Origin of the sequence: Jatrophihabitans sp., assembly GCA_036389035.1 — a bacterium.
Taxonomy (GTDB): Bacteria; Actinomycetota; Actinomycetes; order Mycobacteriales; family Jatrophihabitantaceae; genus Jatrophihabitans_A.
Genome location: DASVQQ010000012.1, coordinates 82,529 through 108,238 on the forward strand (window position 1 = coordinate 82,529; position 25,710 = coordinate 108,238).

The window sequence follows — 25,710 nt, forward strand, 5'->3', positions numbered from 1 at the left end:
AGCTTCCGGCAGCGCCCCTCGTCACCTCGGTGACGGGGGGCGCTTGTCGTTGCGCCCCCGAGCGCCTGGGAGTCGGGGTGTCACCTGACGGCGCCGAGACCTGCCTCGAACCACCTGGACGCTGAGTGCCGCGACGAGCGGCCACAGTGCCTCAGCCCCGGCCAGCACGCGCTCGCTGAGGCCGAGCAGGGCGCCGCCCCGGAGTTCGAACGCGAGCCAGCCGAGAAGCGCCACCAGCGCCAGGGCGCCGAGCCGAGCTGTCCGGCGGCCCGGCAGGTCCGAAGCGGCAGGCCACAATGCCAACGCCACAAAGGCAATCGCCGCCGCCGGCAAGTGGCCGGCCGACGGTTGCGGCAACGCGGCGACCATGATCGTGGCAGCGCCGCCCAGCGCGAGCAGGGCACGGGCGCGAGCGCCGGCCTCGGGCAGGCCCGCCGCGGTCACCAGGTGGCACCCGCCCAGCACCGCCAGCGCCGCCGTCATGATCTGACCGGCGCTGCCCTGCTGTGCCGCCAGCGCGCTCAGCGTGTCGTGAAGCGGGGAGTAGCCGTCCGGCCGGTAGGCCTCGGCCCAGGTCCAGCCGCCGATCAGGGCCACCGGGGCGGCGGTGGCTGACACCACTGCCCATCGGCGCACAGGGCCGAGTTTGCCAGAAGCCGGCTCTCCTCGATCCGAGCCGGGCAGTCCGGAGTGGTTATCTCCGGCCGCTAGAGGTCCAAGACCAGACGCAGGGCCGCATCGACACGGCGCAGTTCATCGAAGGTGAGTGACCCCGTCCGGGCGCCGAGGCGGCTCGGATCGACAGCGGCGCTCTGCTCGGCCAGCACTCGGGTGCTGCGCCCGGCGATCTGCACTTCGGGCCGAAAGCTGGCCGCCCTCGCAGAAGTCGAGGTCGGCGCTACCAACCAGGTGGACAGCGGTACCTGGTCGGACTGAACAACGACGGCATATCGCGAACCATTCTGCTCAGGACCCCGAGCATCACGTGGGGCGCGCAGCCGGTACACCTCACCACGCACGCAGTGTCTCCATATCGCGAAGCACCTGGACTGCCTCGGCTCGATCCTGCTCGTCGGCCGCGAGCGCCTCGGCCTCGGCGCGTAGCGACGCGGCTGCTCGCTGCCGAGCCGCCTCGATCAGAGCGGACCGCACGGCGGTCGAGACCGGCGTTCCGTCCCGGGTCAGAACAGCGAGCGCACGGACGGCGTCTTCGTCCGGGCGGAAGGTGATCGTGTCAGCCATCCTGCGACCGTAACACAGAATGTAAGACACTCGTAGGTAGCGCGCCGGGCCGGCTCGCCGGGGCCCCACGCCCGACCGGGCCAACGCCCCGACCGGGCCAACGCCCCGACCGGGCCAACGCCCGACTGGGCCGCGCTCAGCGCTGAACCAGCGCCAGGTAGTCCAGTTGCTGCTGCTTGCGCATCAGCACATGCTCGATCAGATGCTCCAGTGCCTCGCTGCGCGGCTCCTGGCCGGTGCTGGGGATCACAGCATGCAGGGCGGCCATCACCTGCTCCTCGCGCTCGATGAACTCCCGCAGCGCTGTCTCGGCGTCAGTGCTGGGCAACGGCGGCACCTCCATCGGGGCCAACTGCCCGCCGACGGCCGTGAGTTTCTCAACCAGCAGCTGAGCATCGGCCACCTCTGCCACCGCGAAGGCCTGAAGGCGCTCCTTCAGGCCGATCGACAGCGGGCCCTGCAAGTTGCCGGCGAGCACGGTCAGGCTCACCAATGACCCGAGCTGCTGGGATGCCGCTATCGCCAGTTGCTTCTGAACAGTCTCGACGTCCATCACGTCATCGCCCATGGCCAGTTCCCCTTAATTCTGAAGCTTGCCGGCTGACGCGGCAGCTAGCCCGGCGTTGCGCGCTCAACACCTGCGGGCTGTCCTTCCACGACTACCAGCCCTGGCCGCGCGATACAAACCTGCACCCACAGCGCACAGCCGGGCACCGCCGCTGGTTGCGGCGATGCCCGGCTGTCGCGTCACTTGGTCCCTGCCGGCAGCGGAGCCGACCTGCTCACCGCTGCCAGGGCGTGGGATCGACGATCACCGGCAGGTGATCTTGGCGGTGTCCCGGTAGGAGCCGACCGCGGAGACGAAGGTGACGTCGGCGCTGTCCGGGTGCAGGGTCAGCCGGGCATAGCCGTGGGAGGTGTTGTCCTTGGCGGCAGTGGTCGAGCGGCCGGTGACCGCGTAGTGGTTCTTGCCTCCCTGACCCGAGACGATCTGGACGATCCCGCGGGCGTCGTCGCGGACCCCGGACGGGTTCAGCGGGTAGAACCGCTCGTAGTCGTGATCGTGACCGGACAGGATCACCTCAGCCCCGGCGTTGTAGAGAGCCTGGACGAACGGCGCCATCGACGAGTGGTCGCCGTGGGTGCCGCTCGACCAGCGGGGCTTGTGGAACAGCGCCCCGACGCACTTGTTCGGATGAGCGGCCAGATCGGCCTTCAACCACGCCACCTGCGCTCCGCCGGCGGTGATGTCGCGCTCGGAGTTGAGGGCGACGAAGTGCCATGCGCCCACGTCGAAGGAGTAGTAGCCCTTGGTCCGGTCACCGGCCAGCGCCCCGAAGTAGTCGTAGTACCCGGCAGCGCCGGAGGTCTGGTACTCGTGGTTGCCGGGAACCGGCTTGGTCTTGGACTTCAACGGGCCCCAGGACTTGTCGTAGACCTCCAGGAAGGCCGACAGCGCGCCTGACTCGTACTGGAGGTCACCCAGGGCCAGCACCTTGGAGACGGCCGTGTCACTGATGATCTTGTCGGCCACCGCCTTGTGCTGGCAGCCGGACCCCACGGTGTACCCCGGCGCGCAGGCGATGTCACCCACCGCGGCGATCACCGGTGAGGTGGTCGGCGCGGTGCTGGTCGGCGTCGGGCTGGTGGGCGCGGTGCTGGTCGGCGCCGGGCTGGTGGGCGCGGTGCCGTATTCGAGCACCAGCTGCGGCGGGTTGGCGGCTTCCCGGCTGTCGAAGTACCGGGTCGCGGTGGCGCCGGTGGTCACACCGAAGGACCTGACACCGCCGCGCACGGCGCTGGTCACGTCGGCCACCGTCCACTGTCCGGCCGTCAGCGTGCCGGTGGTGCCGACCTGGGCGCCCAGCGCCGGCCGGTTGGCCCAGGTCATGGTCCGCTCGTCCCAGGTGGCCGACGTGCTGAACACCTTGGACCGGGTGATTCCGCTGGAGCGCGAGAACAACCGCAGGGTGGCCTTGGTGACGGTGGCCGTGGGCGCTGCGAACCGGAGGTAGGACACCGCGGTCGCCGTGCTGGTCGCGTTCTGCTGCAACGTGGTGGCCAGGCCGTAGTTGGCGCCGGTCGTGTTGGACTTGACGTAGGTGTCGGCGGCCGAGGTCAGGGTGGCCCCGGTGGCGTCCGGGATCACCACCGGAGGGTTGTAGGCGCTGGCCATCGCGTCGGTGTAGGCCTGGCTGAACTGGACGGTCGACTCGACACCGGTCCCCTCGCCCCACTCGTTCCAGCTGGTCATCAGCTGCCACTGGGCGCCGGACTTCACCTGCTCGGCAAGCGCGGCCTTGAAGGTGGCCAGGTCGCGGACCAGCCGGGGCGCGGCCTCGTCGAACCGCCAGAAGCCTGGCGCGACGTTCGAGGACCACGGCAACACGTTCTGGATCGTCGATGCCGGCCCGTACTGGTGCCAGGAGTCGGGCTGCACGGCGCAGGTCCGGTAGCCGTGCATCACCTTCATGTTCAAGTAGAAGCGGCCCTGGTTGGCCGCGGCCCAACGCGCGGTCACGTCACAGGTGGTGTCATCGGCGTTGTAGACGAACAGCACCGGCTTGCCGCCCACCCGCTGCCACGACGGGCTGACGGCGGCCTTGGCGGCCAGGTAGCCCAGATCTGACTCGAGCTGAGCGGCGCTGGGATTGCCGAACCCTTCCTTCTCGTAGTACGGCATCACCTTGAACCCCTGTGCGGCGGCGGTGTCCAGCAGCAGCGGCAGCCGCTTGTCGGTGGCGGTGGCCTGCCCCCACCAGGAAGAGATGAAGGCGTTCAACCCGGCGGCTTTGGCCTGGCGCACCTGGGTGCTCACCACGGCCGGGTCGCTGCTGTCGTACTTGCCGACGGTCGGGGTGTACTGGGACCGCCAGTGCTCGGTCTCGGGGAACCATCCGTAGTAGAAAGCCGCCCGGATGGGCGCCTCGGCGGCTGCCGCCGGAGCGGTTTGGTTCGGACCGACCACCACCAGGCCGGTCACCATCAGTGCTGATAGCAACGCGGACAGCGCTGGCAGCCGACGCAGGCGGGCAAGATTCGGTCGATAGCGTTCGGATGAGTTCGCTTTCGATGATTTAGCTGTGTTTGGCTGACTATTCAGCATCACGCACTCCGTCAATCGGGATTGGGGTAAGACGGTTTCCCATCGGCGAGGCCGCTTGGTTAATGAGCCGTCTGATTACTTAGAGTGACGGAAAGGTAATGAATGTCAACCGAACCGCGCCGTGCGGACGAGATCCGTGCACGCCGGGTGAGCGCATGATGAACAGGAGACGGCGGCAACCTAGAAAGGGCGCGGCATGCGGGATCCGGCTGACCTGGAACGGTTCGTGGTGGCACAGGACGCCGGCGGGACCTACTCCCGCGCGGTCGCCGAACTGCGCCGCGGCCAGAAGACCAGCCATTGGATGTGGTTCGTATTTCCACAGATCGCCGGCCTGGGGCAGAGCGTGACGTCCAGGACGTACGCGATCAGCTCGCTGTCAGAGGCGCGAGCCTACCTTCGGCACCCGGTGCTCGGACCCCGGCTTCTCGAGTGCGCCGGCATTCTGGCGCGCCGGCATGACCACAGCGCGCAGCAGATCTTCGGGGTCATCGACGCGCGCAAGCTGCACTCGTCAATGACGCTGTTCGCACGAGCGGCGCCTGAGGAGACCGTCTTCACGCAGGTGCTGGACCAGTACTTCGACGGCGTGCCGGACCCGGCCACCGACCAACGTGTCTAGCGCACGGACGGCCGAGGCGATGCGTGCGACCAGCAGCAATTCTGCTCAGGGACAGGATCCAGAGGTCCGGGCGGCGGGAACCCGCCGCCCGGACCTCTGGTGTGATCAGGTGTGAGCTCTGGCTACAGCTCGACGCTGTCGACCGTTGCACTAGCACCGGCTGACCAGCGAGAGGCTGACCAGCGAGAGGCCGACCAGCGAGAGGCCGACCAGCGAGAGGCCGAGGAACTACGTGCGGACGTGTAACGCATTTTCCCTCCAAGGAAATTGTCAGGCGCCGGGAGAGACGCCTACCGGACGGCGCTAACCCATTTGCCGATCAGGTGATCGATGGGTGATTTTCTTACCCCGCCAGCTGAAGCCGCAGAGCACCTCCACCGCTTCAGCCAACGTTGTCACCGCCACGACTTCTGCCCGCGCGCCGAGGATCCGACGCGCGTCATCCACGTCGGCTCTCGACTCTGCGGGGACCACAAAGCGGCGCACGTGCGGGTGCGCCCGCACAGCACGCGCCTTGAACTCGATTGCTCCCACGCCGCCGACCCGGCCGTTCATGTCGACCGTTCCGGTCGCGACCACGGTGCCGCCGGCGGCAAGCCGGCCGCCGGTGTAGGCATCGACGACGCTGAGCGCGCAGGCCAGACCCAGAGAAGGGCCGCGCAGATCATCCGGCAGCTCGAACCGAGCCTCGATTCCGTGCCGCAGCACCCGGTCGGCCGTGACAACCCGGATCCCCCACGCGCCGTCCGAGTGCCGAGCCATCGACACCTTCGACAAGGCCCCCGGCCGCTCGGCGCCAGGTCCGCCCACCACCGTCAGCTCGGCCGAGTCCAGGCCGGCCAACGCCGCCCGCAGGTGCACCGCCGTCTCAACGGTCTTGCCGTTGACGGCGATGATGACGTCCTCGCAGCGCAAGCCGCGGGTGTCTTCGCGCAGTGCCTCGATGCTGGCGCCACGGCCGAGTTCGCGGACCGGCTCGCCGAGCAGCGCCGCCGCGGCCGCCGTCGCCGATTCCAGTGACCAGGCCGAGTCATCGAGTCCTGCCGCCTCGAACTCGTCGACCGGGCGCCCACCGGTGAGCCGGGACCGGATCACCACCGCTGCCTGCGGGTCCACCAGGTGGCTCAGCAGTTCCCAGGTCGAGGGCTGCAACTCGGCACGGTAGGACACCGCGCAGACCGCGCCGGCCGGCGTCGGTCGTTGATATCCCGAGGTCTGCAGGCGAGCGCCGTTCATCGGGATGAGTTCGTAGTCGGGCCGCACGGCCGCCATCGGCAGCCGGCCGCGGCGTCGCGACGGAGCCGGCGCGCGCATCTGGGTGGGCAGGTTCCAGGCGGTCTGCCCTGCGTCGAACCTCACTGGGCGCCACCTGTCTGCGAGCGGGGCGCCGGCTGAGCGGCGACACCGGTGAGCGGCGCTGCCGAAAGCTGGCTGCCGCTCAGCGCACTGTCTGTGACCACGCTGGCTGCCTCGCTCTCTGATCTCGCGCCGACTGAGCTGTTCGAATTCGCCTCGCAGTTGATCGGTGGCAGAATTCCGCCACCTACGTTGCTGCGTGCGCTGATTGGGTCGACCCGCCTGGCCGTCTTATCCGGCATCCTGCCGGCCCCTGTGATGAAAACTTACACTAAAACCACACCTCGCGAAAACCCTTTTAACATAGGGCTATTCCTAATCGTTACCGTCACGATGGGTAACTTAACGACTACACAACATGGGTCGTGAAAAGCGTGTGACGTTCGGTCCTAGAGGTGCTACGGAGGGTAGCTGACGCATCTTCAAAACTGCTGGAGCACACGCCCACTTTGGGTCCGAACTATTTGCTTAACCATCTGTTCGATAACGCCAAAACCCGATGCCGAGGGCCAGTTGGCACCTTGGCGCCACCTTCCTGCCTGCAGATCCTCCGCGTTGACCGTGAGCTACTTGCGCTGAAGCTGAGCCAATGCCGAGCCAATGCCGAGATTCCGCAGGCAGTAGCAGGTGAGCGCCAAGGCTGAGATGCTGCTGCTATGAACAACGAGTGTTCGCGATGGTCGTTATGGTCTCAGAACAGCTTTTTGTCCATCGGCTCGAAAGGCTCGGTGCTGTCCATCGGCAGCGTCGGATCCTTCGCCTCCATCGCCAGCATCGGCTCGGCGCTGTCGATCTTCTCGGTCGGCTCATGGCTGTCGGCCGGCTCGGTGCTGTCCTCGCTGTCGCGCTGGTCATTGATGTCGCACCTGTCCAACCGGGGCGTGCTCGCCGGATCCAACCGCGGCTTGGCCTGGTCATCGGCTCGGCCATCCGCCAGAGCGGCGGCTCAGACGCCTGCCGACTCCGGGCCGCGATAGGGCTGCCTTACCGCTAGGCCGCTCATGGCGAGTGTCGCGTGAGCTGTGTAAGGGTGAAAGCTGGCCTGGAAACCATGGGCCACATCGTGGCCGGAGCCCTGCCCGGTACCCATCCTGAGGTATCGCATGACTCATGTCTTTCCTCGCTCCGACATGGCATTAGACACTCCGTCCAGCCAATCCGCTGAAGCCGGCGCTACTGCGCATACTGCTGAGAGGCAGCATGTCGGCCTGCGCACCGTAGGCGTGGAAGAAGAATTCTTGCTGGTCGATGCCGCCGGTGGGCGACCGGTGCCCATCGCCGGGGCGCTGATGGGCGCGATCAGCTTGCCGGTCCAGTCAGACACCGAGCCCGAGTTGGTGGCAGCCGTGGATACCGAGCTGCAGCAGGAACAGCTGGAGACCGCGACCTCGCCCTGCATGGAGATGTCGCGCTTTAGCGACCGGGTCGACTACGAGCTGACCATCCCGGTGGAGAGTGGCCAGGAGCCATACCGGACGCCACCGGCCACGCCTGCGCTGGCAGCACTGCGAGCGGCGATGGCTGACGGCTGGAACTGCGCAGTCGAAGACGTCGGTTTCATGGGCAACGCCGGCGGTTCGCCCGCCTCGCTGCCACACGACGTGACCGCAGCGCCCATCCTGCCGCTGGCCCGGTCAGTGACTCGCCCGGTCAGTGACTAGACAACGAACGACTGGCGATCAGCCGCCACCGGCTGGCCTCTGACCCCTCGGTGTGCCACAACGACAGCCGGTCGAACCGGACGGTCAGTGGCAGCCCCATCGACAGGCTCGCCGCCAGCGACAACTTGTCCGCGACCGGCACGTGGGAGTACTGAAGGCTCAGATGCGGCTCGAACGAGGGCTTGCCCGGTGCTCTGAACGCCCGCGCCGCAACCTCGAAGGCGCGCCGGAGTCCGGCCGTCGGCACGGCGGCCAGGTACAGCGAACGCTGCCAGGCGTGCTCGCACCGGGTCTCGTTGAACCAGACGTCCAGCGGGTCCACCAGCTGCCTGACCTCATCGAGGGTGGCTACCGCGGTGTCCACCTCTTGCTCGATGACAGCGAGCAGCGTCAGGTGAGCCGGGAAGACGGCGGTGCCGTGCACCGCGGCCAGGCGCGCGATCACCGCGTCGAGTTCCACGGCGGCGTCCTGCGCCGGCTGCAACCACAGCGACAATTGCTGTACCGCCACCTGCCGCTCCCCTCAGGTCAGGCCGGCTGAGCCGACGTGGTCGAAACACGAAGAAGACCGGCCCTCGCGGACCGGTCTTCTTCGTATCAAGGTGCCTGGACAGGCCCGAGCAGGGTCCTAGTCGGACAGACCCGCGGACGCGACGGTCACCGGCTGCTGGTCAGCCAGCCGTTCCGACTCGTCCAGGATCTCGGCGTCCAGTTCACGCAGCTTGGGCGCGTACTCGCGGCCATGGTGAGCACAGAACAACAGCTCACTGCCAGCCGGCAGCGTGACGCGCACGTAGGCCTGGGCGCCACAACGGTCGCAGCGATCGGCTGCGGTCAAGGGCTCGACGGTCAAGGTGCTGGTCACTGGTCCCTCTGTTTCTGCGACGGTTCTCGCGATCGGTCTCACAGACTCGGGCCTCTGTTGCTCTGAGACTTATCGTGTCTGCTTAATACATACAACCAGTCCAGGCGCGCCGTAGTCCCCGGAGTAACCCAATCGAGAGTTATTACGCGTGTAGCGAACTGCCGGAACCTCGCTGAAAAGGGCTGACGGGCCTACCGCTGGAGGCAGGACCGCTCGGTCCGAGCACCGCGGCCGGCCGGCAGATCAGCGCCGCGGGGGGGCGCTCACATCCGGCCCATCAGGTAGGCCCGCCGGGACTCCAGCACCTCCAGCGAGGCCGAGGCAGAGGCCGGCCCGGGCACCGCGGCCCTGATCTGGGCGTGCAGGGCGGCATGGCCGACACCGGTCCGGGCCGCCAGCACCGACACCAGCCGGTTCACCTCCCGGCGCAGGGCAGCCGCCGCCCGCCAGTCCCCGACGGCCGCCCCCGGGGACTCGGCGGGCTGCTGGTCGGACTGGTCGGGCTGGTCGGCCCCGGGGCGCCGGGCCCGGGTGGCCCGCTTGCGCAATTCGCCGTCGCGCTGAGCCAGCAGCGCCGCGGTCTGCTCGGCCGACAGCAGTCCCGGCAGGCCCAGAAACTCGTCCTCGCCGTCGGCCGGCGGGGTGCCGTGCCCGGCGTCGGGCGTGACGGCCCGGCCGCCGTGCAGCACGTGGGCGAACTGCGCTTCGGCCTCCAGCGCCTGCCACTCCTGCAGCAAGGCCGACTCGGCTTGCTCGGGCTGCTCCTCGGTCAGCTCGTCCACCAGTTCGAGCGAGTCGGCCGGCCCGGCCGGCGGCGGCAGCACGTGATTTCGCTCGTCCTCCAGCTCCGCGGCCAGCGTCAGAAGGGGCCGCACCGCCGGCAGGAAGACCGTCGCGGACTCGTGCCGGCCTCGGGAACGGACCACCCGCCCCACCGCCTGCGCGAAGAACAGCGGCGTTCGGTAGCTGGTCAACCAGGCCAGGCAGGCCGCTCGCGGCACGTCGACACCTTCGGAGACCATCCGGACGCAGACCGCGATCCGGGCCCCGCCGGCGCCGAACTCGGCGATCTTGGCGCTGGCCTTGGGGTCATCGGACAGGATCAGGTACGGCTTCTCGCCGGTGACCCGCCGCACGATCGAGGCGTAGGCCCGGGCGTCCTCCTGATCCGAGGCCAGCACCAGCCCGGCGGCGTCGGGCATGCCGGATTGGCGCAGCTGGGTGAGCCGCTCGTCCATCGCCGCGATCACGTGCGGCACCCAATCGCCCTTGGGGTCCAGCGCGGTGCGCCAGGCGGCCTGCTCGGTTGACTTGGTGCCGGCGTCGGTCAGTGAGGCCGCCACCACCTCGCCCGCGGAGTTGCGCCAGCGCGACACCCCGGTATAGGCGGCGAAGACCACCGGGCGCACCACGTGGTCGCGCAGCGCGTCGGCGTAGCCGTAGCTGAAATCCGCGGTCGAGACCAGGCCGCCCTGGCCGTCGGGCTCGTACCGCACGAACGGGATCCGCTCGCCGACCCGGGTCCGGAACGGCGTCCCGGTCAGGCACACCCGGCGGCTGGTGCCGGCGAAGGCATGCTCGACCGCCTCGCCCCAGGACAGCCCGTCGCCGGCGTGGTGGATCTCGTCCAGGACGACCAGGCTGCGGCGGGTGGTGGCGCGGGCCGCGTGCAGGGTCGGCTTGCCGGCCACCTGGGCATAGGTCGTGACATAGCCGTGCAGGTCACTGGGAACCGGGCCCACCGAGTTGCCGAGGTTCGGCGCCAGCGCGATCCCGAACCGTTCGGCGGCCTCGGCCCATTGCGTTCGCAGGTGATCGGTGGGAGCCACCACGATCACCCGGTCGATCATCCGGCGGCTGATCAGGCCGACCGCCAGGCTGAGAGCGAACGTCGTCTTGCCCGCCCCGGGGGTGGCGGTGAGCAGGAAATCCGAGCGTCGCTCGGTCTCGTACTTGGCCAGCGCCTCGCGCTGCCACAGGCGCAGCCGGGTGCCAGTCGGGCGGCGTTCTGGCACTCGACGCCGCCTCCTTCTCTGCTCATCAGCACTGTCCGGCACGGATCCGACGCGGTCAGACCCGTGCCGGCCCAGGCTAACCGCAGGCCACCCGGCCGGCGGCGACCAACCCGCTTCGATGTGAGATTGGCGGCCACCCGCCCCCGCCGGGCGGCGATGTCACGTTTGTCTGCCGCGGTTGCGTGTCACAGTCCTGTCCGGGCCGCGCGGCTGGGGCAGACTAGTAACTCGTGATGAGCCAGCGGGGTATCAGAAGGCTGGCGAGACGAACCGTGTCCCGGGCCTGGAACGACCGGGTGCTCGGGCTGTCGGCCGAGGCCGCCTTCTGGCAGCTGCTGTCGTTGCCGTCGTTGTTCCTGGCGTTGCTGGCCGCGCTGGGTTACTTCTCCGAGTGGGCCGGGCAGGGCACCGTCGACCGGGTGCAGCAGAACCTGCTGATCACCTTCTCCCGGGCGTTCAGTGACGAGGTGGTCGACCAGCTGATCGCGCCGGTGGTGCAACAGGTGCTGCGTGAGGGCCGGGCCGACGTCATCTCGGTCGGCTTCGCGATCGCCCTGTGGGCCGGTTCCTCGGCCACCGCCACCTTCGTCAACACCATCACCATCGCCTACGGGATGCGCGACTTGCGCGGCGCGGTTCGCAGCAGGCTGCTGGCCCTGGGCATCTACCTGGGTTCGATCGTGGTGGGCGTGATCGTGCTGCCGGCCCTGGTGCTGGGACCGGCCCTGCTGCCCAAGCTGTTTCCCGAAGGAGCCCGCGAGACGGCGGACCGGGTGATCGGCGACGCCTACTGGCCGGTGGTCATGCTGTTGCTGCTGGTCGGGCTGACCAGTCTCTATCACCTGGCGCCGCCGCGACGGCTGCCGTGGCGGCGTGGCCTGCCCGGCGCGCTGCTGGCCATGGTGATCTTCTTGGCCGGATCCTGGGGGCTGCGCTTCTACATCAGCTTCATCGTCGCCCAGAACAACGCCTACGGAACGCTGGCCGCCCCGATCGCCGCGCTGCTGTTCTTCTTCCTGCTGGCGCTGGGCGTGCTGCTGGGCGCCGAACTCAACGCCGAGATCGAGCAGCGCTCGCCGACCACCACGGCCAAGGTGCGCGGCGCGGGCCGCGGCTGGAAGCCCTACACCCCCAGCCCCGAGCTCGGCCAGCCCGCCGCGCCCGCGCGGGAAGCCTCAGCCCAGGAAGCGGAGACGCGGGGGGCCTCAGCGGAGACGCGGCGGGCGTCAGCTCAGGAAGCGGAGACGCGGCGGGCGTCAGCTCAGGAAGCGGTAACGCGGGAGGCGTCAGCCCAAGACTTGCCTACTCAAGAGGCGGCGCCGGTTCAGGCGACCCCGCCGGCCAGGGCGGCCCGATCGGCCAAGGCGGCGCGATCAGCTCCGCCGGCCAAGGCGGCCCGATCAGCTCCGCCGGCCAAGGCGGCCCAGCCCGTTCAGGCGGTCCGACCGGCTCAGGACGATCCGCCGCCGGGCAGTGACTCGTAGATCTCCTTGCAGCGCGAGCACACCGGTGAGCCCGGCTTGGCCGCCCGGGTGACCGGAAAGACCTCGCCGCACAGTGCCTCGACCATGGTGCCTAGCACCGCGCTCTCGGCGACCTTGTTCTTGCGGACGTAGTGAAAGACCTGGTCGCGCTGATCGGCGTCAGAGGTCTTCGGGGCATCCAGGGTCTGGGTAGTCACGCCTCGATTGTGCCACCGCCACTCGGCACGGGAGTTCAGATATCGATGATCCGAGGCTCGGTCGGCTGCCGTGGATCAGCCGCGGGCGGCTGCGGATCGCCGGAGGTCAGTTGGCGCTGGGCCATCTCGTCGACGCCGACGAACCGGCGGAATCGCAGCTCCTGCTTGGGCGGGCGGTCGTTGGCGATCAGCACCGCCGACCAGGGCAGCACCAGCGCGGCGGCCACGAACCCGGCCGCGAGCCAGCCCGAGAGGGAGAAGGTGCTCGCGGCGCCGACGATGCACACGGCACGCAGCGCCATCATCACCAGGTACCGCTTGCGACGGCGATCGAACTCGACGTCTGCGTTGATCGGTGCCTCGGTGATGAGGATCGGGCGGTCACCATGGTCTCTGGACGGGCGCACATGACCATGGTGCCACCGCGGCGGGGTGATCGGGGTGAGATAGATATCGCCCCCTGCGGCACGATGGTGCCCGTGCCCACACCGACGATCGTCCTGCCGCACGGCTACTCGCGAGGGCGGCCGGTATGAAGGTGGCGCCGCTGTTCCCGGCGGCCGTCCTGGACCAGCTCGGCCAGGCTCTGCGGGATCGGTTCGGCTCGGTCGCGGTGACCGAGGTGCTGGGGTTGCCCGGTGAGGCGGCGCTGTCGCGCGGTGACCTCAGCGGCGCCGACCGGCTGACCCGGCAGGGCTCGGAGACCGAGACGTTGATCCGGCTGTTCCTGCTCGGGTTGCCGGTCTCGCGCGCCGCCGCCGGGGCCGCGCTGCGCCCGCTGCCGCTGGCCGAAGCCGAGGCAGCCGGGCTGGTCGAGGAGTCAGCCGGCCAGCTCCGGGCGGCGTTGGATGTGCGGCCCTATTCCGAGACCGACGGGCCGGACTGGTGGGTGGTCTCAGATCTGGGAGCCGAGGTGCGGCCAGGCCCGTTGCATCCCGAGCACGTGCTGGGCATCGGCTCGGCGGGCCTGACGCTGGCCGAGGCCACCGTCCGGGGCCCGGTGCGACGCGCGCTGGATGTCGGCACCGGCTGCGGTGTGCAGGCGCTGCACCTGTCCGAGCACAGCGAGGCGGTCACCGCGACCGACCTGAGCGAGCGCGCGCTGCGGATGGCTGCCACCACGGCGGCGCTGAACGCCAGGAGTTGGGACCTGCGGCAGGGCTCGTTGCTGGAGCCGGTCGCGCAGGAGCGGTTCGACCTGATCGTGTCCAACCCGCCGTTCATCGTCGGGCCCGGCTTCGGGCCTACCTCCGGCGGCTTTCGCTATCGCGACAGCGGCCTGCCCGGCGACTCGGTGTGCGCCGAGCTGGTGCGCGGGCTACCGGGACGGTTGACCGAGGGCGGCACCGGGCAGCTGCTGGCGAACTGGATCATCGACGGCTCCCAGAGCTGGCAGGAGCGGGTTTCGAGCTGGTTGCCGGCGACCGGGTGCCAGGCCTGGGTCTGGCAGCGAGAGGTGGCCGAGCCCGGTGAGTACGTGGCGCTGTGGCTGCGCGACGCCGGTGAGCAGCCCGGCGCCCCCGGCTGGCAGCAGCGTTATGACCACTGGCTGGACTGGTTCGCCGCGAACGGAGTGGCCGGCATCGGAATGGGCCTGGTCAGCGTGCGGCGCACCGGGGACCAGGACTCGCAGGTGGTGTGCCAGGACGTTCCCCAGGCCCATGAGCACCCGATCGGCGACGCCATCGAGGACTGGTTCGGACGCGGCGCCTGGCTGCGCGGCAGGTCGGTCGCTCAGCTGCTGGACGCCCGGCTGGTAGCCGCACCCGGCCTGGTGCGCTCGACCCACTCGGTGATCAGCGCCGAGGGCTGGCAGCCGGCGCTGGTGCAGCTGCGCCAGTCCGGCGGCCTGCGCTGGGAACTGGAGGTCGATGACGCGGTCGCGGCGCTGGTGACGGCCTGCACCGGTGAGCCCACACTGGGCGTTGTGCTCAGCGTGCTGGCGGCCGCGGTCTCAGCCAGCGTGGACGAGGTGACCGCCGCTCTGATCCCTGTCGTGCGCGATTTGATCGAACGCGGTTTTCTCGTGCCCGTTGATCTCGCGCCCGTTGATCTCGTACCCGTTGATCTCGCGCCCAATGCCATCGACGGCGGTCAACGATGAGAGCTGTCCTGCAACGGGTTTCGCACGCCTCGGTGACGGTCGCCGGCCAGGTGCGCGGCGAGATCGGCGCCGGCCTGCTGGTGCTGGTCGGCGTCACCCATACCGACACCGAGCGGGAGGCGCGCTGGCTGGCCGGCAAGGTCGGGCGATTGCGGGTGCTGCGTGACGGTGCCCGGGATGAGGGCTCGGCTGCCTCGCTCGGCGCGCCGGCCCTGGTCATCAGCCAGTTCACGCTATACGCCGACACCGCCTCCGGACGTCGACCCAGCTGGCAGGCCGCCGCGCCGGCCGGCCAGGCCGAGCCACTGGTAACCGCTTTCTGCGCCGAACTGCGGGCACTAGGGCTGCCGGTCGAGACCGGCGAGTTCGGGGCCACCATGGCCGTGCACAGCGTGAACGACGGGCCGTTGACCATCCTGCTGGAGACGCCGGAACGGCACTGACCGGGGCTCCGGCCGCCCGGTGGATAGGGCCCTGCCCAGCCGCGGGCCGGCGAGGCCGGCGGGTTCGAATAAGCCGTCCGGTAGCTGGGCCGTTACTTCCAACGTGCGCTAATTGGCTGGGAATCGCCCACCAGCGCAATCCGGGAACATCTTCGGCAACGAACCGTTGTACAGGATGGGAGAAAAGAACCCCCATCAGTGGACGGGACCCCAACGTGACGCAACCAGCCACCAAGATGACAGCGCAGCCGAATACCAAGACGAACGCATCCAAGCGCCGCAACGCGGCTTCACATACCCTTCCGGGCCACCGCGCGCCCCGCACTGCCACACCCGCGCCCAACGCGCCCGTCGAGCTGGACGAATCCACCGTAGCCGCTGAGCCGGTTCTGGACGAAGCGGTCCTGGACGAGACCGTCCTGGACGAGGTGAACCCCGTCGAGGCGACCGCTGACCTGGACGAGGTGGTCCAGGCCGCTGACCTGGTTCGTTCCTACCTGAACGAGATCGGCAAGGTCTCGCTGCTGACGGCTGTCGAAGAGGTGGAGCTGTCCAAGCGAATCGAAGCCGGGCTGTACGCGGCGTACCTGCTGAGCACCAGCAAGCGGCTGGCCCTGCCGCGCCGACGCGAGCTGCAGCTGCTGGCCGCCGATGGCGAGACGGCCAAGGACCTGCTGCTGCGGGCCAACCTGCGGCTGGTGGTGTCACTGGCCAAGCGCTACACCGGCCGCGGCATGCCGTTCCTGGACCTGATCCAGGAGGGCAACCTGGGACTGATCCGGGCAGTGGAGAAGTTCGACTACACCAAGGGGTTCAAGTTCTCGACCTACGCGACCTGGTGGATCCGGCAGGCCATCAGCAGGGCGATGGCAGATCAGTCCCGCACCATCCGGCTGCCCGTCCACCTGGTCGAGCAGATCAACAAGATGCAGCGGATGCGCCGGGAACTGGGCCAGAACCTGGGCCGCGACGCCACCGACGCCGAGCTGGCCAGCGAGCTTGACATCACCGTCGAGCGGCTGCATGAGCTGATCGATCACGCCCGCGACCTGGTGAGCCTGGACCAGACGGTCGGCACCGACGAGGACTCCGCCCTCGGTGACTTCATCGCCGACAGTGAGGCCACCAAGCCGACCGAGGCTGTCGAGTTCGACCTGATGCGCCGCCAGCTCGCCGCCATCCTGGATTCGCTGGAGCCCCGCGAGGCGGCCGTCGTGCGGCTGCGGTACGGCCTGGCCGACGGCAACCCGCACACCCTGGACGACATCGCCAAGAAGTTCAGCCTGTCCCGTGAACGGATCCGCCAGATCGAGCGGGAGACGATGGCCAAGCTGCGCCACCCGTCACGCGCCCAGTCGCTTCGGGACTACCTCGAAGCCTGATCCGACCCGGCTTCACATCCAACCGCCCGGTATCTCGATCCGTCGAGGTGCCGGGCGGTCGGCGTTCGCGCACGGTTTGCGCTGCCAGGAGCGGGGGCCTGAGTGCTCTGGAGCCGGAGTGGGGGCACTGGAGCCGGGGGTGTGGGTGCGCCCCAGCCGGCGGCTCTCTACGGTGTGCTGGTGGACCCCGTCAACGCCCTGCGCCGGATCGCGTTCCTGCTGGAGCGAAGCGGCGCCCCCACCTACCGGGTGAAGGCGTTCCGCCGGGCCGCCGAGGTGGCGCTGACCAACGCCCAGCAGCTGGAGGACCGGTTGCGGGCCGGCACCCTGGCCGAGCTCGCCGGCATCGGGCAGGTGACGGCGGCAGTGATCACCGAGGCGGCCACCGGACGGGTGCCGGACTACCTGGCCAAGCTGGAGGAGCAGGAAGGGCCGCTGGTCGACCTGGACCCCGCCGGGCAGCGCCTGCGGGCGGCGTTGCGTGGTGACCTGCACAGCCACTCGGACTGGAGTGACGGCGGCAGCCCGATCGAGGAGATGGCGATCACGGCCATCGAGCTGGGACAGCAGTACCTGGCGCTGACCGACCACTCCCCCAGGCTCACGGTGGCCAACGGCCTGACCGCCGAGCGGCTGGCCAGCCAGCTTGAGATCCTGGGGGCACTGGCGCCCCGGCTCGCGCCCTTCCGGCTGCTGAGCGGCATCGAGGTCGACATTCTCGACGACGGCAGCCTGGACCAGCGGGCTGACCTGCTGGAGCGGCTGGACGTGGTGGTCGCCTCGGTGCACTCGAAGCTGCGGATGGACTCGGCGGCGATGACCCGCCGGATGGTAGCGGCCGTCCAGAACCCGCACACCGACATCCTCGGGCACTGCACCGGCCGGTTGATGGGAGCCAAGCCCCGGCCACAGAGCACCTTCGACGCCGCCGCGGTGTTCGCCGCGTGCGCCGAGCACGGGGTGGCGGTGGAGATCAACTGCCGGCCAGAGCGGCTGGACCCGCCCCGGGACCTGTTGCGCCAGGCTGTCGAAGCCGGCTGCCTGTTCAGCATCGACACCGACGGGCACGCGCCGGGGCAGCTGGACTGGCAGCCCTACGGCTGCGCCCGGGCCGCCGAATGCGAGGTGCCGCCCGACCGGGTGATCAACACCTGGCCGGTCGACCAGCTGCTGGCCTGGCTCAACCGGTCTCGATAGGCCGCTCCGGGTCGGTGATCCACTCGCTCCACGAGCCCGGGTACAGCGCCGCCTCGATGCCGGCCAGTCGCATCGCCAGCACGGTGTGGGCCGCCGTGACGCCCGAGCCGCAGTACACCCCGACCGGCGCGTCCCGCTCGGCCGCCCCGGCTTCGGAGAATCGCCGGCGCAACTCCGGCTCAGGCAAGAAATGCCCTGACGGCCGCACGTTGGCGGTGGTGGGCAGGTTGAGCGCACCCGGTATCCGGCCGGCGACCGGGTCGATGGGCTCCACCTCGCCGCGGAACCGCTCAACCGCCCGGACGTCGAACAGCCGGCCGGCGGCTGCCCAGGACGCGGCCATGTCGGCATCCAGCGTGGGCATGCTGCCCGGCCGGACGCTGACGGTGCCGGCGGCCGGTGACGGCAGCTCGGCCCGCACCGGATGGCCGCCGCGCTGCCACGCCTCGAACCCGCCGTCGAGTACCCGAACCTGCTCCAACCCGGCCCAGCGCAACACCCACCAGGCCCGGGCAGCGGCCACCGAGTTGCCCTGGTCATAGACCACGAGCTCGGACTGCGGCTCGACGCCCCAGGCCCGCAGCCTGGCCTCCAGCCGGCGCGGATCGGGCAACGGGTGCCGGCCGCGGGCTCCGGGCGGGTCGGCGAGGTCGGTCTCGAGGTCACACCAGTGGGCCCCTGGCAGGTGGCCGGCGAGATAAAGCGGATACTGGGAGGGGCCGGACACCTGCCAGCGGACATCGAGCAGGATCAGGCCAGGGTCTTCGAGGCCGGCGGCCAGCTCGTCGACGCCGATTAGAGCCTGTTGGGAATGGTGGGTCATGCCGACGGTTCTAACATGGACAGTGGGTACCGGATACGGCAGCACGAGATGAGTTCGGCGGGCTCGGCACGGAAACTCTGGGGAAAGGGGTCGGCAAGTGAATCACCACCACAGCGACTTGATCGACACCACCGAGATGTACCTGCGCACTATCTATGAGCTGGAGGAAGAGGGCGTCACCCCGCTGCGGGCGCGGATCGCCGAGCGGCTGAGCCAGTCCGGGCCGACGGTGAGCCAGACGGTCGCCAGGATGGAGCGCGACGGCCTGCTGCAGGTCGAGAGCGACCGCCACCTGCAGCTGAGCGAGCGCGGCCGGCACCTGGCGGTGTCGGTGATGCGCAAGCATCGGTTGGCCGAACGGCTGCTGCACGACGTCATCGGGTTGGAATGGGACCAGTTGCACGTCGAGGCCTGCCGCTGGGAGCACGTGATGAGTGAGGCCGTGGAGCGCCGGATCGTGGCGATGCTCGAGGGTCCGCTGGTCTGCCCGCACGGCAATCCGATCCCCGGCCTGGAAGATCTCGGCCTGCCCGCCGGCGGCGCCGGTGACGCCGGGTTGGCGACGCTGGCCGCCTCGGTGACCTCTGATGAGGTGACGGTCCGGATCGAGCGGATCAGCGAGCTGCTGCAGCCCAATGTCGAGCTGATGCGGCAGCTGTCGCACTCCGGCGTGACTCCCGGGCTGTCGGTAGCGGTGTCCAGGGTGCCTGCCGGGCTGCATGTCGCCGGGGCTCCGGACACCGAACTGGTGCTGGACGAGGTGGCCCAGCACATCTTCGTCACGGTGCCGGCCTGACCCGGTAGCCCGGCCCCGACGCCCGCCGACCTGCGGGCTCAACCCGACCGGCCCCAGCTCAAGGCCGGCACGGTCCGCGGGTCCAGCCCCCGCTGTGCCGCGGTGACCAGCAGGACGGCGGCCGAGTAGCCGGGCTGGGACTCCAGCACCCGTTCGGCGGCCATCATCGCCAGCGTGGCGTTGCCGGCGCGCCACTGCGACCAGCCGAACAGGAACAGCGGCGCGGCGTCATAGGGCGGTGGCAGCCTGGTGTGCAGCTCGGCCATCAGCCGGCTGACCCCCGCGGCGCCGTCGTCGACTGCCAGCCAGAGCGCGTCCCGCACCGCCAGATCGGTCAGGGCCACCGCGTGGCCGGCCAGCCGCTCGGCACTCAGGTCAGGCTGGTTCTCAGCCGCGGCCGCCAGCAGCGCAGCCACCTGAGCTTGCCGCCGGCCGGCCTGCTCGGGTGCGCCGCCGTCCTTGGCCGGCTCAGCTTCGACCGGCTCAGCTTCGACCGGCTCAGCGTCGACCGGCTCAGCGTCGACCGGCTCAGCGTCGGCCGGCTCAGCGTCGGCCGACTCGGTTCGAGCCAGCTCGGCTTCGGCCAGCCGTGGAAGCAGGGCCGCTCGCTGCTCAGCGCTGCGCCCGGCCAGGGTTGCGGCCATGGCCTGCCGGTCGGGCAGCGCCACCAGCCCGGCGAAGGTCGCCTGGGCGGCCGCCTCTGAGCAGCCGAGCACCCGCTGGTGCCCGGCGCCGGGGCAGCACTCGAACCGCTCGCAACACAGCGACCACCAGCGCCGCCCGGTCGCCACCAGCACGTCGAGGACCTCGACGCCCGCCGCTGCCATCGTGACCGTCACCAGGTCCCGGCAGGCCGTCAACTCCTCGCAGGCCCGCGGGTCACCGCGGACCGACTCGGTCACCAGCACGGCGGCCATCGCCTCGGAGTCCGCGCGCCGCAGCACGTCCCCCAGCGGCCGCAGGGCCTCGGCGTCCAGCCCGCCGGCCGCCGGGTCTGGCAGGTCGAGCCGGACGGTCACCTGGATCTGCTGCTGCTCGGCGCCACCGGCGAAACCGATCAGCACCAGGCTCTCGCGCGGGTGAAAGCCCAGCAGGTAGGGCACCGTTTCGATCAGCTCGCCGGGATCGCTGATCCGGATGCGGGGCAGTTCGCAAGAAGTCATGCCCGCGAGCCTGCCGCTCAGCACCGCCCAGGTGAGCCGGTGACGCCAGGTTGTGGACAACCCGACGGCCCGGCACCGGCTGTCCACAGCCTGAGGCAGGCGATCCGCTACAGCGGGTTCTTCCGCCAGCTCAGCGCGGCTTGGGTGAGCCCGTCGGCCACCTCGTCGTTGCGGTCAGCGAGCCGGCGGTCCCGCTCGCCCTCGGCGCCGTCGGCGGCGGTCTCCCGGCGGCCGGCGGCGATCACCCGGAAGAAGGCGGCGGCACGCTCCAGCGCGACGTCGAAGTCGCCGAGGTAGGCCCCGTGCAGCACCGCGTCGGCCAGCGCCTCGATGGCGGCCGGGTCGGCGTCGTCGGACACCCCGGCGACCACCTCGTCAGCCGGCGCGTAGGGCCGCCCGGCCCGCCACAGCCGGGTCACCTCGTCGCCGTTGCTCTGGCACCACCGGCGCTGCAGGTACAGCGCCCACAGCGCGCCCGGCAGGCTGGAGGGCTGCTCCTGACGCCAGAGCTCGGCAAGGGTGTCCAGGCCCACCCGGTCGGCGAGGTCGACCAGGGACTCCGAGCCACCCGAGCGCCCGTGGGTGATGACCGCGGCGGCGGTGGCCGCGGCCAGCTCGGCCCGGGCGAACGGCTCGAACTCGACCGAGCCGGCGAGCGCGGCGAGATCAGGCCGCCGGATCGGGCGGTGCGGGCGGTCAGCGGCTGGCACCCGTCCAGGGTAAGTGAGCACGCAGCACATCCTGGTTCTGGCCCAACCCGGCTCGCCGCGGCGCATCGGCGGTTAAACTGGATGTGGCGTCGACCCGATCCATGGCCCCCGGTCCCACTTATGCCGCCACGAGCGGCCTTTTGCCGAGAGGCGACCTGGCGGGTCGGCGTCTACAACTTCGAGGTAGCAGCGGACCGCCGGATGAAGGACAGCCTTATGAGTTCCGGCGATGGCTGGACAACCTGCGCGGCGGGTCACCGGCACTGGGGCCTGTACGGCGCGGCCGGGCTGCTGCTGGTCGGCGACGGCCGGGTGATCCTGCAGCACCGGGCTCCCTGGACCCATCAGGGTGACACCTGGGGCATCCCGGGAGGCGCTCGGGACAGCCACGAGGACGCGGTGACCGCGGCGCTGCGCGAGGCGCGGGAAGAGGCCCACCTGTCGGCGGCGGACGTGGATCTGATCGGGGTCTACATCGACGATCACCACGGCTGGAGCTACACCACCGTGGTCGCCCGGGCCGCCCGGACGGTGCGGCCCTACGCCGCGAACGCCGAGAGCGTGGCGGTTCGCTGGCACGCGGTCGCCGAGGTGGCCGGCCTGCGGCTGCACCCCGGCTTCGCCTCGGCCTGGGCCCGCCTGCAGGACGTGCCGCCGCCGCTGTACCTGGTGGTGAGCCAGGCGGCCGCCGACGATCCGCTGCTCGAGCGACTGCGCCTGACCGGCGTCGCCACCGACCGGCTGCCCCCGGGCCTGGCCGGCGGCGGTCTGACCCGGCTGCTGCCGCGGGTGGTCCTGGCCGGCAATCCAACGGCCGACCTCGCCCGGCGCTACGCCGAGCGGGGCCAGGTGCTGACCGTGGAGCCGGCGGACCTGAAGCTGCTCGCCTGAGCCGCTAGCGTCTGCGGGGTGCGCATCCTGCTCCCGCCCAGCGAGGCCAAGAACCCCGGCGGCCGTGGCCTGCCGCTGGCCCGCCGCCAGCGACGGCAGCCGATCGAGGACAGCCGGGAGCAGGTCCTGCGCGGCCTGGACCGGCTGCTGGCCGACGCCGGGCAGTTCGACGCGGCCCGGGCGCTGCTGCTGCCGGACTCGGTGGCGGCCGCGGCCCTGGCCGACAACCGGCGGGTCCGGACGGCGCCGACGATGCCCGCGCTGGACCGCTATGCCGGCGTGGTCTATGACGGGCTGTTCCTCCAACCGCTGAGCGCGGCGGCCAGGGCGGTGGCCAACCGCGAGCTGTTGATCTTCTCCGGCCTGTTCGGGGTGCTGCGCGGCAGCGATCCGGTGCCGGCCTACCGGGTTCCGGCCAAGGCCACGCTGCCCGGCGTGGGCGTGCTGGCGACGTTCTGGCGGGCCCGGCTGGACGAGGTGATGGCGCCCCTGCTGGACCGGGGACCGCTGATCGACCTGCGCTCGGGCGACTACGCCGCGATGTGGCAGCCGGCCGCTCGCGGGCCGGTGGCCGGCCGGCTGATCAGCGTCCGGGTGCTCTCGCCACGTCCGGACGGGACTCTGGGGGTGATCTCGTTCGCCTCCAAGCTGGCCAAGGGCCGGCTCACGGCCGCGCTGCTGGAACGCCGGGCGCTCGGGCAGCCGGTCCGGACGGTCGCCGACATCTCCGCCGCCTGGGCTGTGGCCGGCGGCGCCGACCTGATCGAGCACCGCACACCGCAGGGCCACACCCTGGAACTGATCACCGCCACCGCCGCCGGGCCGGCCGGCTCGATCGGATCGGCTCGCGCGCATAGCAGCAGCAAGCTCGGATAAGACTGCCGGGTCGGCCTACCCCGGTGCCCGCCGGCTTTTTAGGCTCAGCCACTATCGACGCCATGCGACTGGACCACCTTTCCTACGCAGCAGGCCCCGAAGGCCTCGCCTCGTGCGTGCAGCGGCTGGGTTCACAGCTCGGCGCCGGGTTCACCGACGGCGGGCTGCACCCCCGCTTCGGCACCCGGAACTTCGTCCTGCCGCTGTCCGGTGGCGTCTATCTGGAAGTGGTCGAGGCGCTGGACCACCCGGCCGTCGAGGCGGCGCCGTTCGGACGGGCCGTCAAGGCCCGCAAGCAGGCCGGCGGGGGCTGGTTCAGCTGGGTGGTCGAGGTGATGGACCTGCCGGCCATCGAGCAGCGGCTGGGCCGGCGCGCCGCGCCCGGGCACCGCAGGCGTCCGGACGGCTTCGACCTGCGCTGGAAGCAGATCGGGGTGCTGGACACGGCCAGCGACCCGCAGCTGCCATGGTTCATCCACTGGGAGTCCGACAAGGCCGAGCACCCGGCCGCGGTCGGCGGCACCGTGAATCTCGAGCTGCTCGACATCGCCGGTGACCGGTCCACGGTGGTGGACTTTCTCGGCGACCGCGCCACCCGGTCACTGGATGACCTCAAGGTGCGCTGGCTGCCGGTGGAGGACAACGACGGCGAGACGGGCATCGTGGCGGTGCACTTCACCACCGCCCGGGGCGTCGTCGTCATCGACTGAAAAGCGACCCGATTGGCTGGGACTCCCCGCGTCGCCTTTACTGGGAGTGCGATTGAGATCACGATGGAAGTCTCGACTACCGGCGGGTGAGGAATGACCCTGAAGATCTCTCCCAGTTCCAGCCACCACGATGTCCGTACGGTGCCGATCGGCGACTACGGCTTTCTCAGCGACGGCGAGACGACGGCGCTGGTGTCCCCCGGCGGCTCGGTGGACTGGATGTGCCTGCCGAGGTTGGACTCGGCCAGCGTGTTCGGCTCGATGCTGGGCCGGCACGCCGGGTCGTTCCGGATCGCCCCGGCCGATGTCTCGGTGCCCGCGGCCCGCCGCTACCTGCCCGGCACGATGATCCTGGAGACCAGCTGGGGAACCGCGACCGGCTGGATCATCGTCCGCGACCTGCTGGTGATGGGCCCGTGGCGCAACGAGAGCGAGGTGGACCACAACCACCGAAGGACGCCGACCGACTACGACGCCGAGCGGGTGCTGCTGCGCACCGTCCGCTGCGTCTCGGGCGAGGTCCAGGTGGTGATGGAGTGCGAGCCGGTGCTGGACTACGGGCGCAAGCCGGTGCGCTGGAAGCACACCGAGAAGGGCTATCACCAGGCGTTCGCCCAGGTCGAGGGGTGCGACGTCGAGCTGACCCTGACCACCGACCTGCGGTTGGGCTTCGAAGGCGGCCAGGCCGGCGCCCGGACGCTGCTCAAAGAGGGCGACGTCCGGTACGTGGCGCTGTCCTGGGGTGGCCGGACGCCGCCGGAGGATTACGCCGACGCCTACGCGCGGATGGTGTGGACCGCCCACCACTGGCAGCACTGGCTGGCTCGCGGCACCTTTCCCGACCACCCGTGGCGCACCTACCTGCAGCGCAGCGCGCTCACCCTCAAGGGCCTGACCTACGCCCCGACCGGCGCGATCGCCGCGGCCGCCACCACCTCGCTGCCCGAGGACCTGGGCGGCGAGCGCAACTATGACTACCGCTACTCCTGGATCAGGGACGCCACCTTCGCGCTGTGGGGGCTGTACTCGCTCGGCTTCGACTGGGAGGCGCTGGACTTCTTCTCCTTCATCGCCGACCTCGCCGAGCGCGACGCCGACCTGCAGATCATGTACGGCATCGGCGGCGAACGCGACCTGAAGGAGTACGAGCTCGACCACCTGCCCGGCTATGCCAACTCCCGGCCGGTGCGGGTGGGCAACGCCGCCTACGCCCAGCGCCAGCACGACGTCTGGGGCGCGCTGCTGGATTCGGTGTACCTGCACTCCAAGTCCGCTGACCACCTGGACAACCGGATCTGGCCGATCCTGGCCAACCAGGTCAACGCCGCGCTCAAGCACTGGCGTGAACCGGACGCCGGCATCTGGGAGGTGCGCGGCGAGCTCCAGCACTTCACCTCGTCCAAGATCATGTGCTGGGTTGCGGTGGACCGCGGCGCCCGGCTGGCCTCGATGATCGGCCAGGACGCCGAAGCCGCGCAGTGGGAGCTGGCGGCCGAGGAGATCAAGCAGGACGTGCTGGCCAACGGCCTCGACGAGCGCGGGGTGTTCACCCAGTACTACGGCAGCACCGCGCTGGACGCCTCGCTGCTGCTGGCGGTGCTGGTCCGGTTCCTGCCGCCGGATGACCCCCGGATCCGGGCCACCGTGCTGGCGATCGCCGACGAGCTGACCGAGGGCGGCCTGGTGCTGCGCTACCGCACCGAGCAGACCGACGACGGCTTCTCCGGCGATGAGGGCAGCTTCACGATCTGCTCGTTCTGGCTGGTGTCGGCGCTGTGCGAGATCGGTGAGTACCACCGGGCCCGCAAGCTGTGCGCCAAGTTGCTGTCCTTCGCAGGGCCGTTGGAGCTGTACGCCGAAGAGATCGACACCCACACCGGCCAGCATCTGGGCAACTTCCCGCAGGCTTTCACCCACCTGGCGCTGATCAACGCGGTGCTGCACGTGATCGCCCTGGAACAGGTGGAGGAGGGCGCCGACGTCGGGCCGCCGGTCGCCAAGCCGTTCCGCTGAGCCGTTCTAGGCTGGCGGTTCTCGCTCTCAGCTGGCGGTTCTCGCTCTCGGCTG

At 70.3% G+C, this 25,710-nt stretch carries 27 protein-coding genes; 13 read left to right on the forward strand and 14 right to left on the reverse strand.

Translation table 11 applies throughout. The features are described 5' to 3' along the window. Positions 1-21: 21 nt before the first annotated feature. The 4 genes from VF557_10555 to VF557_10570 form a co-directional block, all read right to left on the reverse strand. The gene (locus VF557_10555; GenBank protein ID HEX8080639.1) at positions 22-636 is read right to left on the reverse strand and encodes a DUF998 domain-containing protein; all 615 of its coding nucleotides are present in this window, start codon (positions 634-636) and stop codon (positions 22-24) included. 372 nt (positions 637-1,008) lie between these two features. Then, the gene (locus VF557_10560; GenBank protein ID HEX8080640.1) at positions 1,009-1,242 is read right to left on the reverse strand and encodes a hypothetical protein; all 234 of its coding nucleotides are present in this window, start codon (positions 1,240-1,242) and stop codon (positions 1,009-1,011) included. 136 nt (positions 1,243-1,378) lie between these two features. Further along, on the reverse strand, positions 1,379-1,810 hold the full coding sequence (locus VF557_10565; protein ID HEX8080641.1) for a ferritin-like domain-containing protein: 432 nt from the start codon (positions 1,808-1,810) through the stop codon (positions 1,379-1,381). 243 nt (positions 1,811-2,053) lie between these two features. Beyond that, complete coding sequence (locus tag VF557_10570; GenBank protein ID HEX8080642.1) at positions 2,054-4,228, reverse strand: DNRLRE domain-containing protein; 2,175 nt, start codon at positions 4,226-4,228, stop codon at positions 2,054-2,056. Between the two features lie 316 nt (positions 4,229-4,544). Here VF557_10570 and VF557_10575 point away from each other — a divergent pair, with 316 nt between their 5' ends. Then, positions 4,545-4,970 carry a DUF1810 domain-containing protein gene (locus VF557_10575; GenBank protein ID HEX8080643.1) on the forward strand — a complete coding sequence of 142 codons (426 nt, stop codon included), beginning with the start codon at positions 4,545-4,547 and terminating at the stop codon, positions 4,968-4,970. 303 nt (positions 4,971-5,273) lie between these two features. On the opposite strand, the gene VF557_10580 is transcribed toward VF557_10575, so the two are convergent. Next, positions 5,274-6,329 (reverse strand): S16 family serine protease, encoded by a 1,056-nt coding sequence (locus VF557_10580; protein HEX8080644.1) that lies wholly within the window; start codon positions 6,327-6,329, stop codon positions 5,274-5,276. A 48-nt stretch (positions 6,330-6,377) separates the two neighbouring features. On the opposite strand from VF557_10580, the gene VF557_10585 reads away from it, so the two are divergent. Then, on the forward strand, positions 6,378-6,695 hold the full coding sequence (locus VF557_10585; protein ID HEX8080645.1) for a hypothetical protein: 318 nt from the start codon (positions 6,378-6,380) through the stop codon (positions 6,693-6,695). A gap of 322 nt (positions 6,696-7,017) precedes the next feature. Here the strand turns inward: VF557_10585 and VF557_10590 are convergent, their stop codons facing one another. Next, positions 7,018-7,224, reverse strand: coding sequence for a hypothetical protein (locus VF557_10590; GenBank protein ID HEX8080646.1), 207 nt, complete (start codon positions 7,222-7,224; stop codon positions 7,018-7,020). Between the two features lie 325 nt (positions 7,225-7,549). On the opposite strand from VF557_10590, the gene VF557_10595 reads away from it, so the two are divergent. After that, on the forward strand, positions 7,550-7,987 hold the full coding sequence (locus VF557_10595; GenBank protein ID HEX8080647.1) for a hypothetical protein: 438 nt from the start codon (positions 7,550-7,552) through the stop codon (positions 7,985-7,987). Here VF557_10595 and VF557_10600 read toward each other — a convergent pair. The 3 genes from VF557_10600 to VF557_10610 form a co-directional block, all read right to left on the reverse strand. Further along, positions 7,977-8,498 carry a 2'-5' RNA ligase family protein gene (locus VF557_10600; GenBank protein ID HEX8080648.1) on the reverse strand — a complete coding sequence of 174 codons (522 nt, stop codon included), beginning with the start codon at positions 8,496-8,498 and terminating at the stop codon, positions 7,977-7,979. The two genes, VF557_10595 and VF557_10600, sit on opposite strands and share 11 nt — an antisense overlap. 117 nt (positions 8,499-8,615) lie before the next feature. Next, positions 8,616-8,825, reverse strand: coding sequence for a hypothetical protein (locus VF557_10605; GenBank protein HEX8080649.1), 210 nt, complete (start codon positions 8,823-8,825; stop codon positions 8,616-8,618). A 290-nt stretch (positions 8,826-9,115) separates the two neighbouring features. Next, complete coding sequence (locus VF557_10610; protein HEX8080650.1) at positions 9,116-10,867, reverse strand: DEAD/DEAH box helicase family protein; 1,752 nt, start codon at positions 10,865-10,867, stop codon at positions 9,116-9,118. Between the two features lie 272 nt (positions 10,868-11,139). Here VF557_10610 and VF557_10615 point away from each other — a divergent pair, with 272 nt between their 5' ends. Next, positions 11,140-12,351, forward strand: coding sequence for a YhjD/YihY/BrkB family envelope integrity protein (locus tag VF557_10615; protein ID HEX8080651.1), 1,212 nt, complete (start codon positions 11,140-11,142; stop codon positions 12,349-12,351). Here the strand turns inward: VF557_10615 and VF557_10620 are convergent. Both VF557_10620 and VF557_10625 read right to left on the reverse strand, forming a co-directional pair. Beyond that, on the reverse strand, positions 12,318-12,548 hold the full coding sequence (locus VF557_10620) for a DUF3039 domain-containing protein (protein ID HEX8080652.1): 231 nt from the start codon (positions 12,546-12,548) through the stop codon (positions 12,318-12,320). The two genes, VF557_10615 and VF557_10620, sit on opposite strands and share 34 nt — an antisense overlap. A gap of 35 nt (positions 12,549-12,583) precedes the next feature. After that, complete coding sequence (locus VF557_10625) at positions 12,584-12,955, reverse strand: DUF3099 domain-containing protein (GenBank protein HEX8080653.1); 372 nt, start codon at positions 12,953-12,955, stop codon at positions 12,584-12,586. A 125-nt stretch (positions 12,956-13,080) separates the two neighbouring features. On the opposite strand from VF557_10625, the gene VF557_10630 reads away from it, so the two are divergent. The 4 genes from VF557_10630 (at position 13,081) to VF557_10645 (ending at position 17,674) form a co-directional block, all read left to right on the forward strand. Next, complete coding sequence (locus VF557_10630) at positions 13,081-14,652, forward strand: methyltransferase (protein HEX8080654.1); 1,572 nt, start codon at positions 13,081-13,083, stop codon at positions 14,650-14,652. Next, complete coding sequence (gene dtd, locus VF557_10635; protein ID HEX8080655.1) at positions 14,649-15,095, forward strand: D-aminoacyl-tRNA deacylase; 447 nt, start codon at positions 14,649-14,651, stop codon at positions 15,093-15,095. Before VF557_10630 ends, dtd begins: the two co-directional genes overlap by 4 nt. A gap of 215 nt (positions 15,096-15,310) precedes the next feature. Continuing rightward, positions 15,311-16,477, forward strand: coding sequence for an RNA polymerase sigma factor SigB (gene sigB, locus VF557_10640; protein ID HEX8080656.1), 1,167 nt, complete (start codon positions 15,311-15,313; stop codon positions 16,475-16,477). Positions 16,478-16,657: 180 nt separating this feature from the next. Continuing rightward, positions 16,658-17,674 (forward strand): PHP domain-containing protein, encoded by a 1,017-nt coding sequence (locus tag VF557_10645; protein HEX8080657.1) that lies wholly within the window; start codon positions 16,658-16,660, stop codon positions 17,672-17,674. Here VF557_10645 and VF557_10650 read toward each other — a convergent pair. Beyond that, positions 17,658-18,497: a sulfurtransferase gene (locus VF557_10650; protein HEX8080658.1), complete on the reverse strand. Its 840-nt coding sequence runs from the start codon at positions 18,495-18,497 to the stop codon at positions 17,658-17,660. The two genes, VF557_10645 and VF557_10650, sit on opposite strands and share 17 nt — an antisense overlap. A 97-nt stretch (positions 18,498-18,594) precedes the next feature. Between VF557_10650 and VF557_10655 the strand changes: the two genes are divergently transcribed. Then, the gene (locus tag VF557_10655; GenBank protein ID HEX8080659.1) at positions 18,595-19,293 is read left to right on the forward strand and encodes a metal-dependent transcriptional regulator; all 699 of its coding nucleotides are present in this window, start codon (positions 18,595-18,597) and stop codon (positions 19,291-19,293) included. 38 nt (positions 19,294-19,331) lie between these two features. Here the strand turns inward: VF557_10655 and VF557_10660 are convergent, their stop codons facing one another. Both VF557_10660 and VF557_10665 read right to left on the reverse strand, forming a co-directional pair. Further along, on the reverse strand, positions 19,332-20,456 hold the full coding sequence (locus VF557_10660; protein ID HEX8080660.1) for a DUF4192 domain-containing protein: 1,125 nt from the start codon (positions 20,454-20,456) through the stop codon (positions 19,332-19,334). 107 nt (positions 20,457-20,563) lie between these two features. After that, a complete protein-coding gene (locus VF557_10665) occupies positions 20,564-21,166 on the reverse strand; it encodes a hypothetical protein (protein HEX8080661.1) in 603 nt (200 codons plus the stop codon). A gap of 216 nt (positions 21,167-21,382) precedes the next feature. On the opposite strand from VF557_10665, the gene VF557_10670 reads away from it, so the two are divergent. From VF557_10670 to VF557_10685, 4 genes are all read left to right on the forward strand, one after another. Then, positions 21,383-22,057 carry an NUDIX hydrolase gene (locus VF557_10670; protein HEX8080662.1) on the forward strand — a complete coding sequence of 225 codons (675 nt, stop codon included), beginning with the start codon at positions 21,383-21,385 and terminating at the stop codon, positions 22,055-22,057. Between the two features lie 18 nt (positions 22,058-22,075). After that, positions 22,076-22,933, forward strand: a complete 858-nt coding sequence (gene yaaA / locus VF557_10675; protein ID HEX8080663.1) for a peroxide stress protein YaaA — start codon at positions 22,076-22,078, stop codon at positions 22,931-22,933. A gap of 62 nt (positions 22,934-22,995) precedes the next feature. Further along, entirely contained in the window at positions 22,996-23,643 is a 648-nt protein-coding gene (locus VF557_10680) for a VOC family protein (GenBank protein ID HEX8080664.1), read from the forward strand. 93 nt (positions 23,644-23,736) lie between these two features. Further along, entirely contained in the window at positions 23,737-25,656 is a 1,920-nt protein-coding gene (locus tag VF557_10685) for a glycoside hydrolase family 15 protein (GenBank protein ID HEX8080665.1), read from the forward strand. The last annotated feature ends 54 nt before the right edge of the window (positions 25,657-25,710 follow it).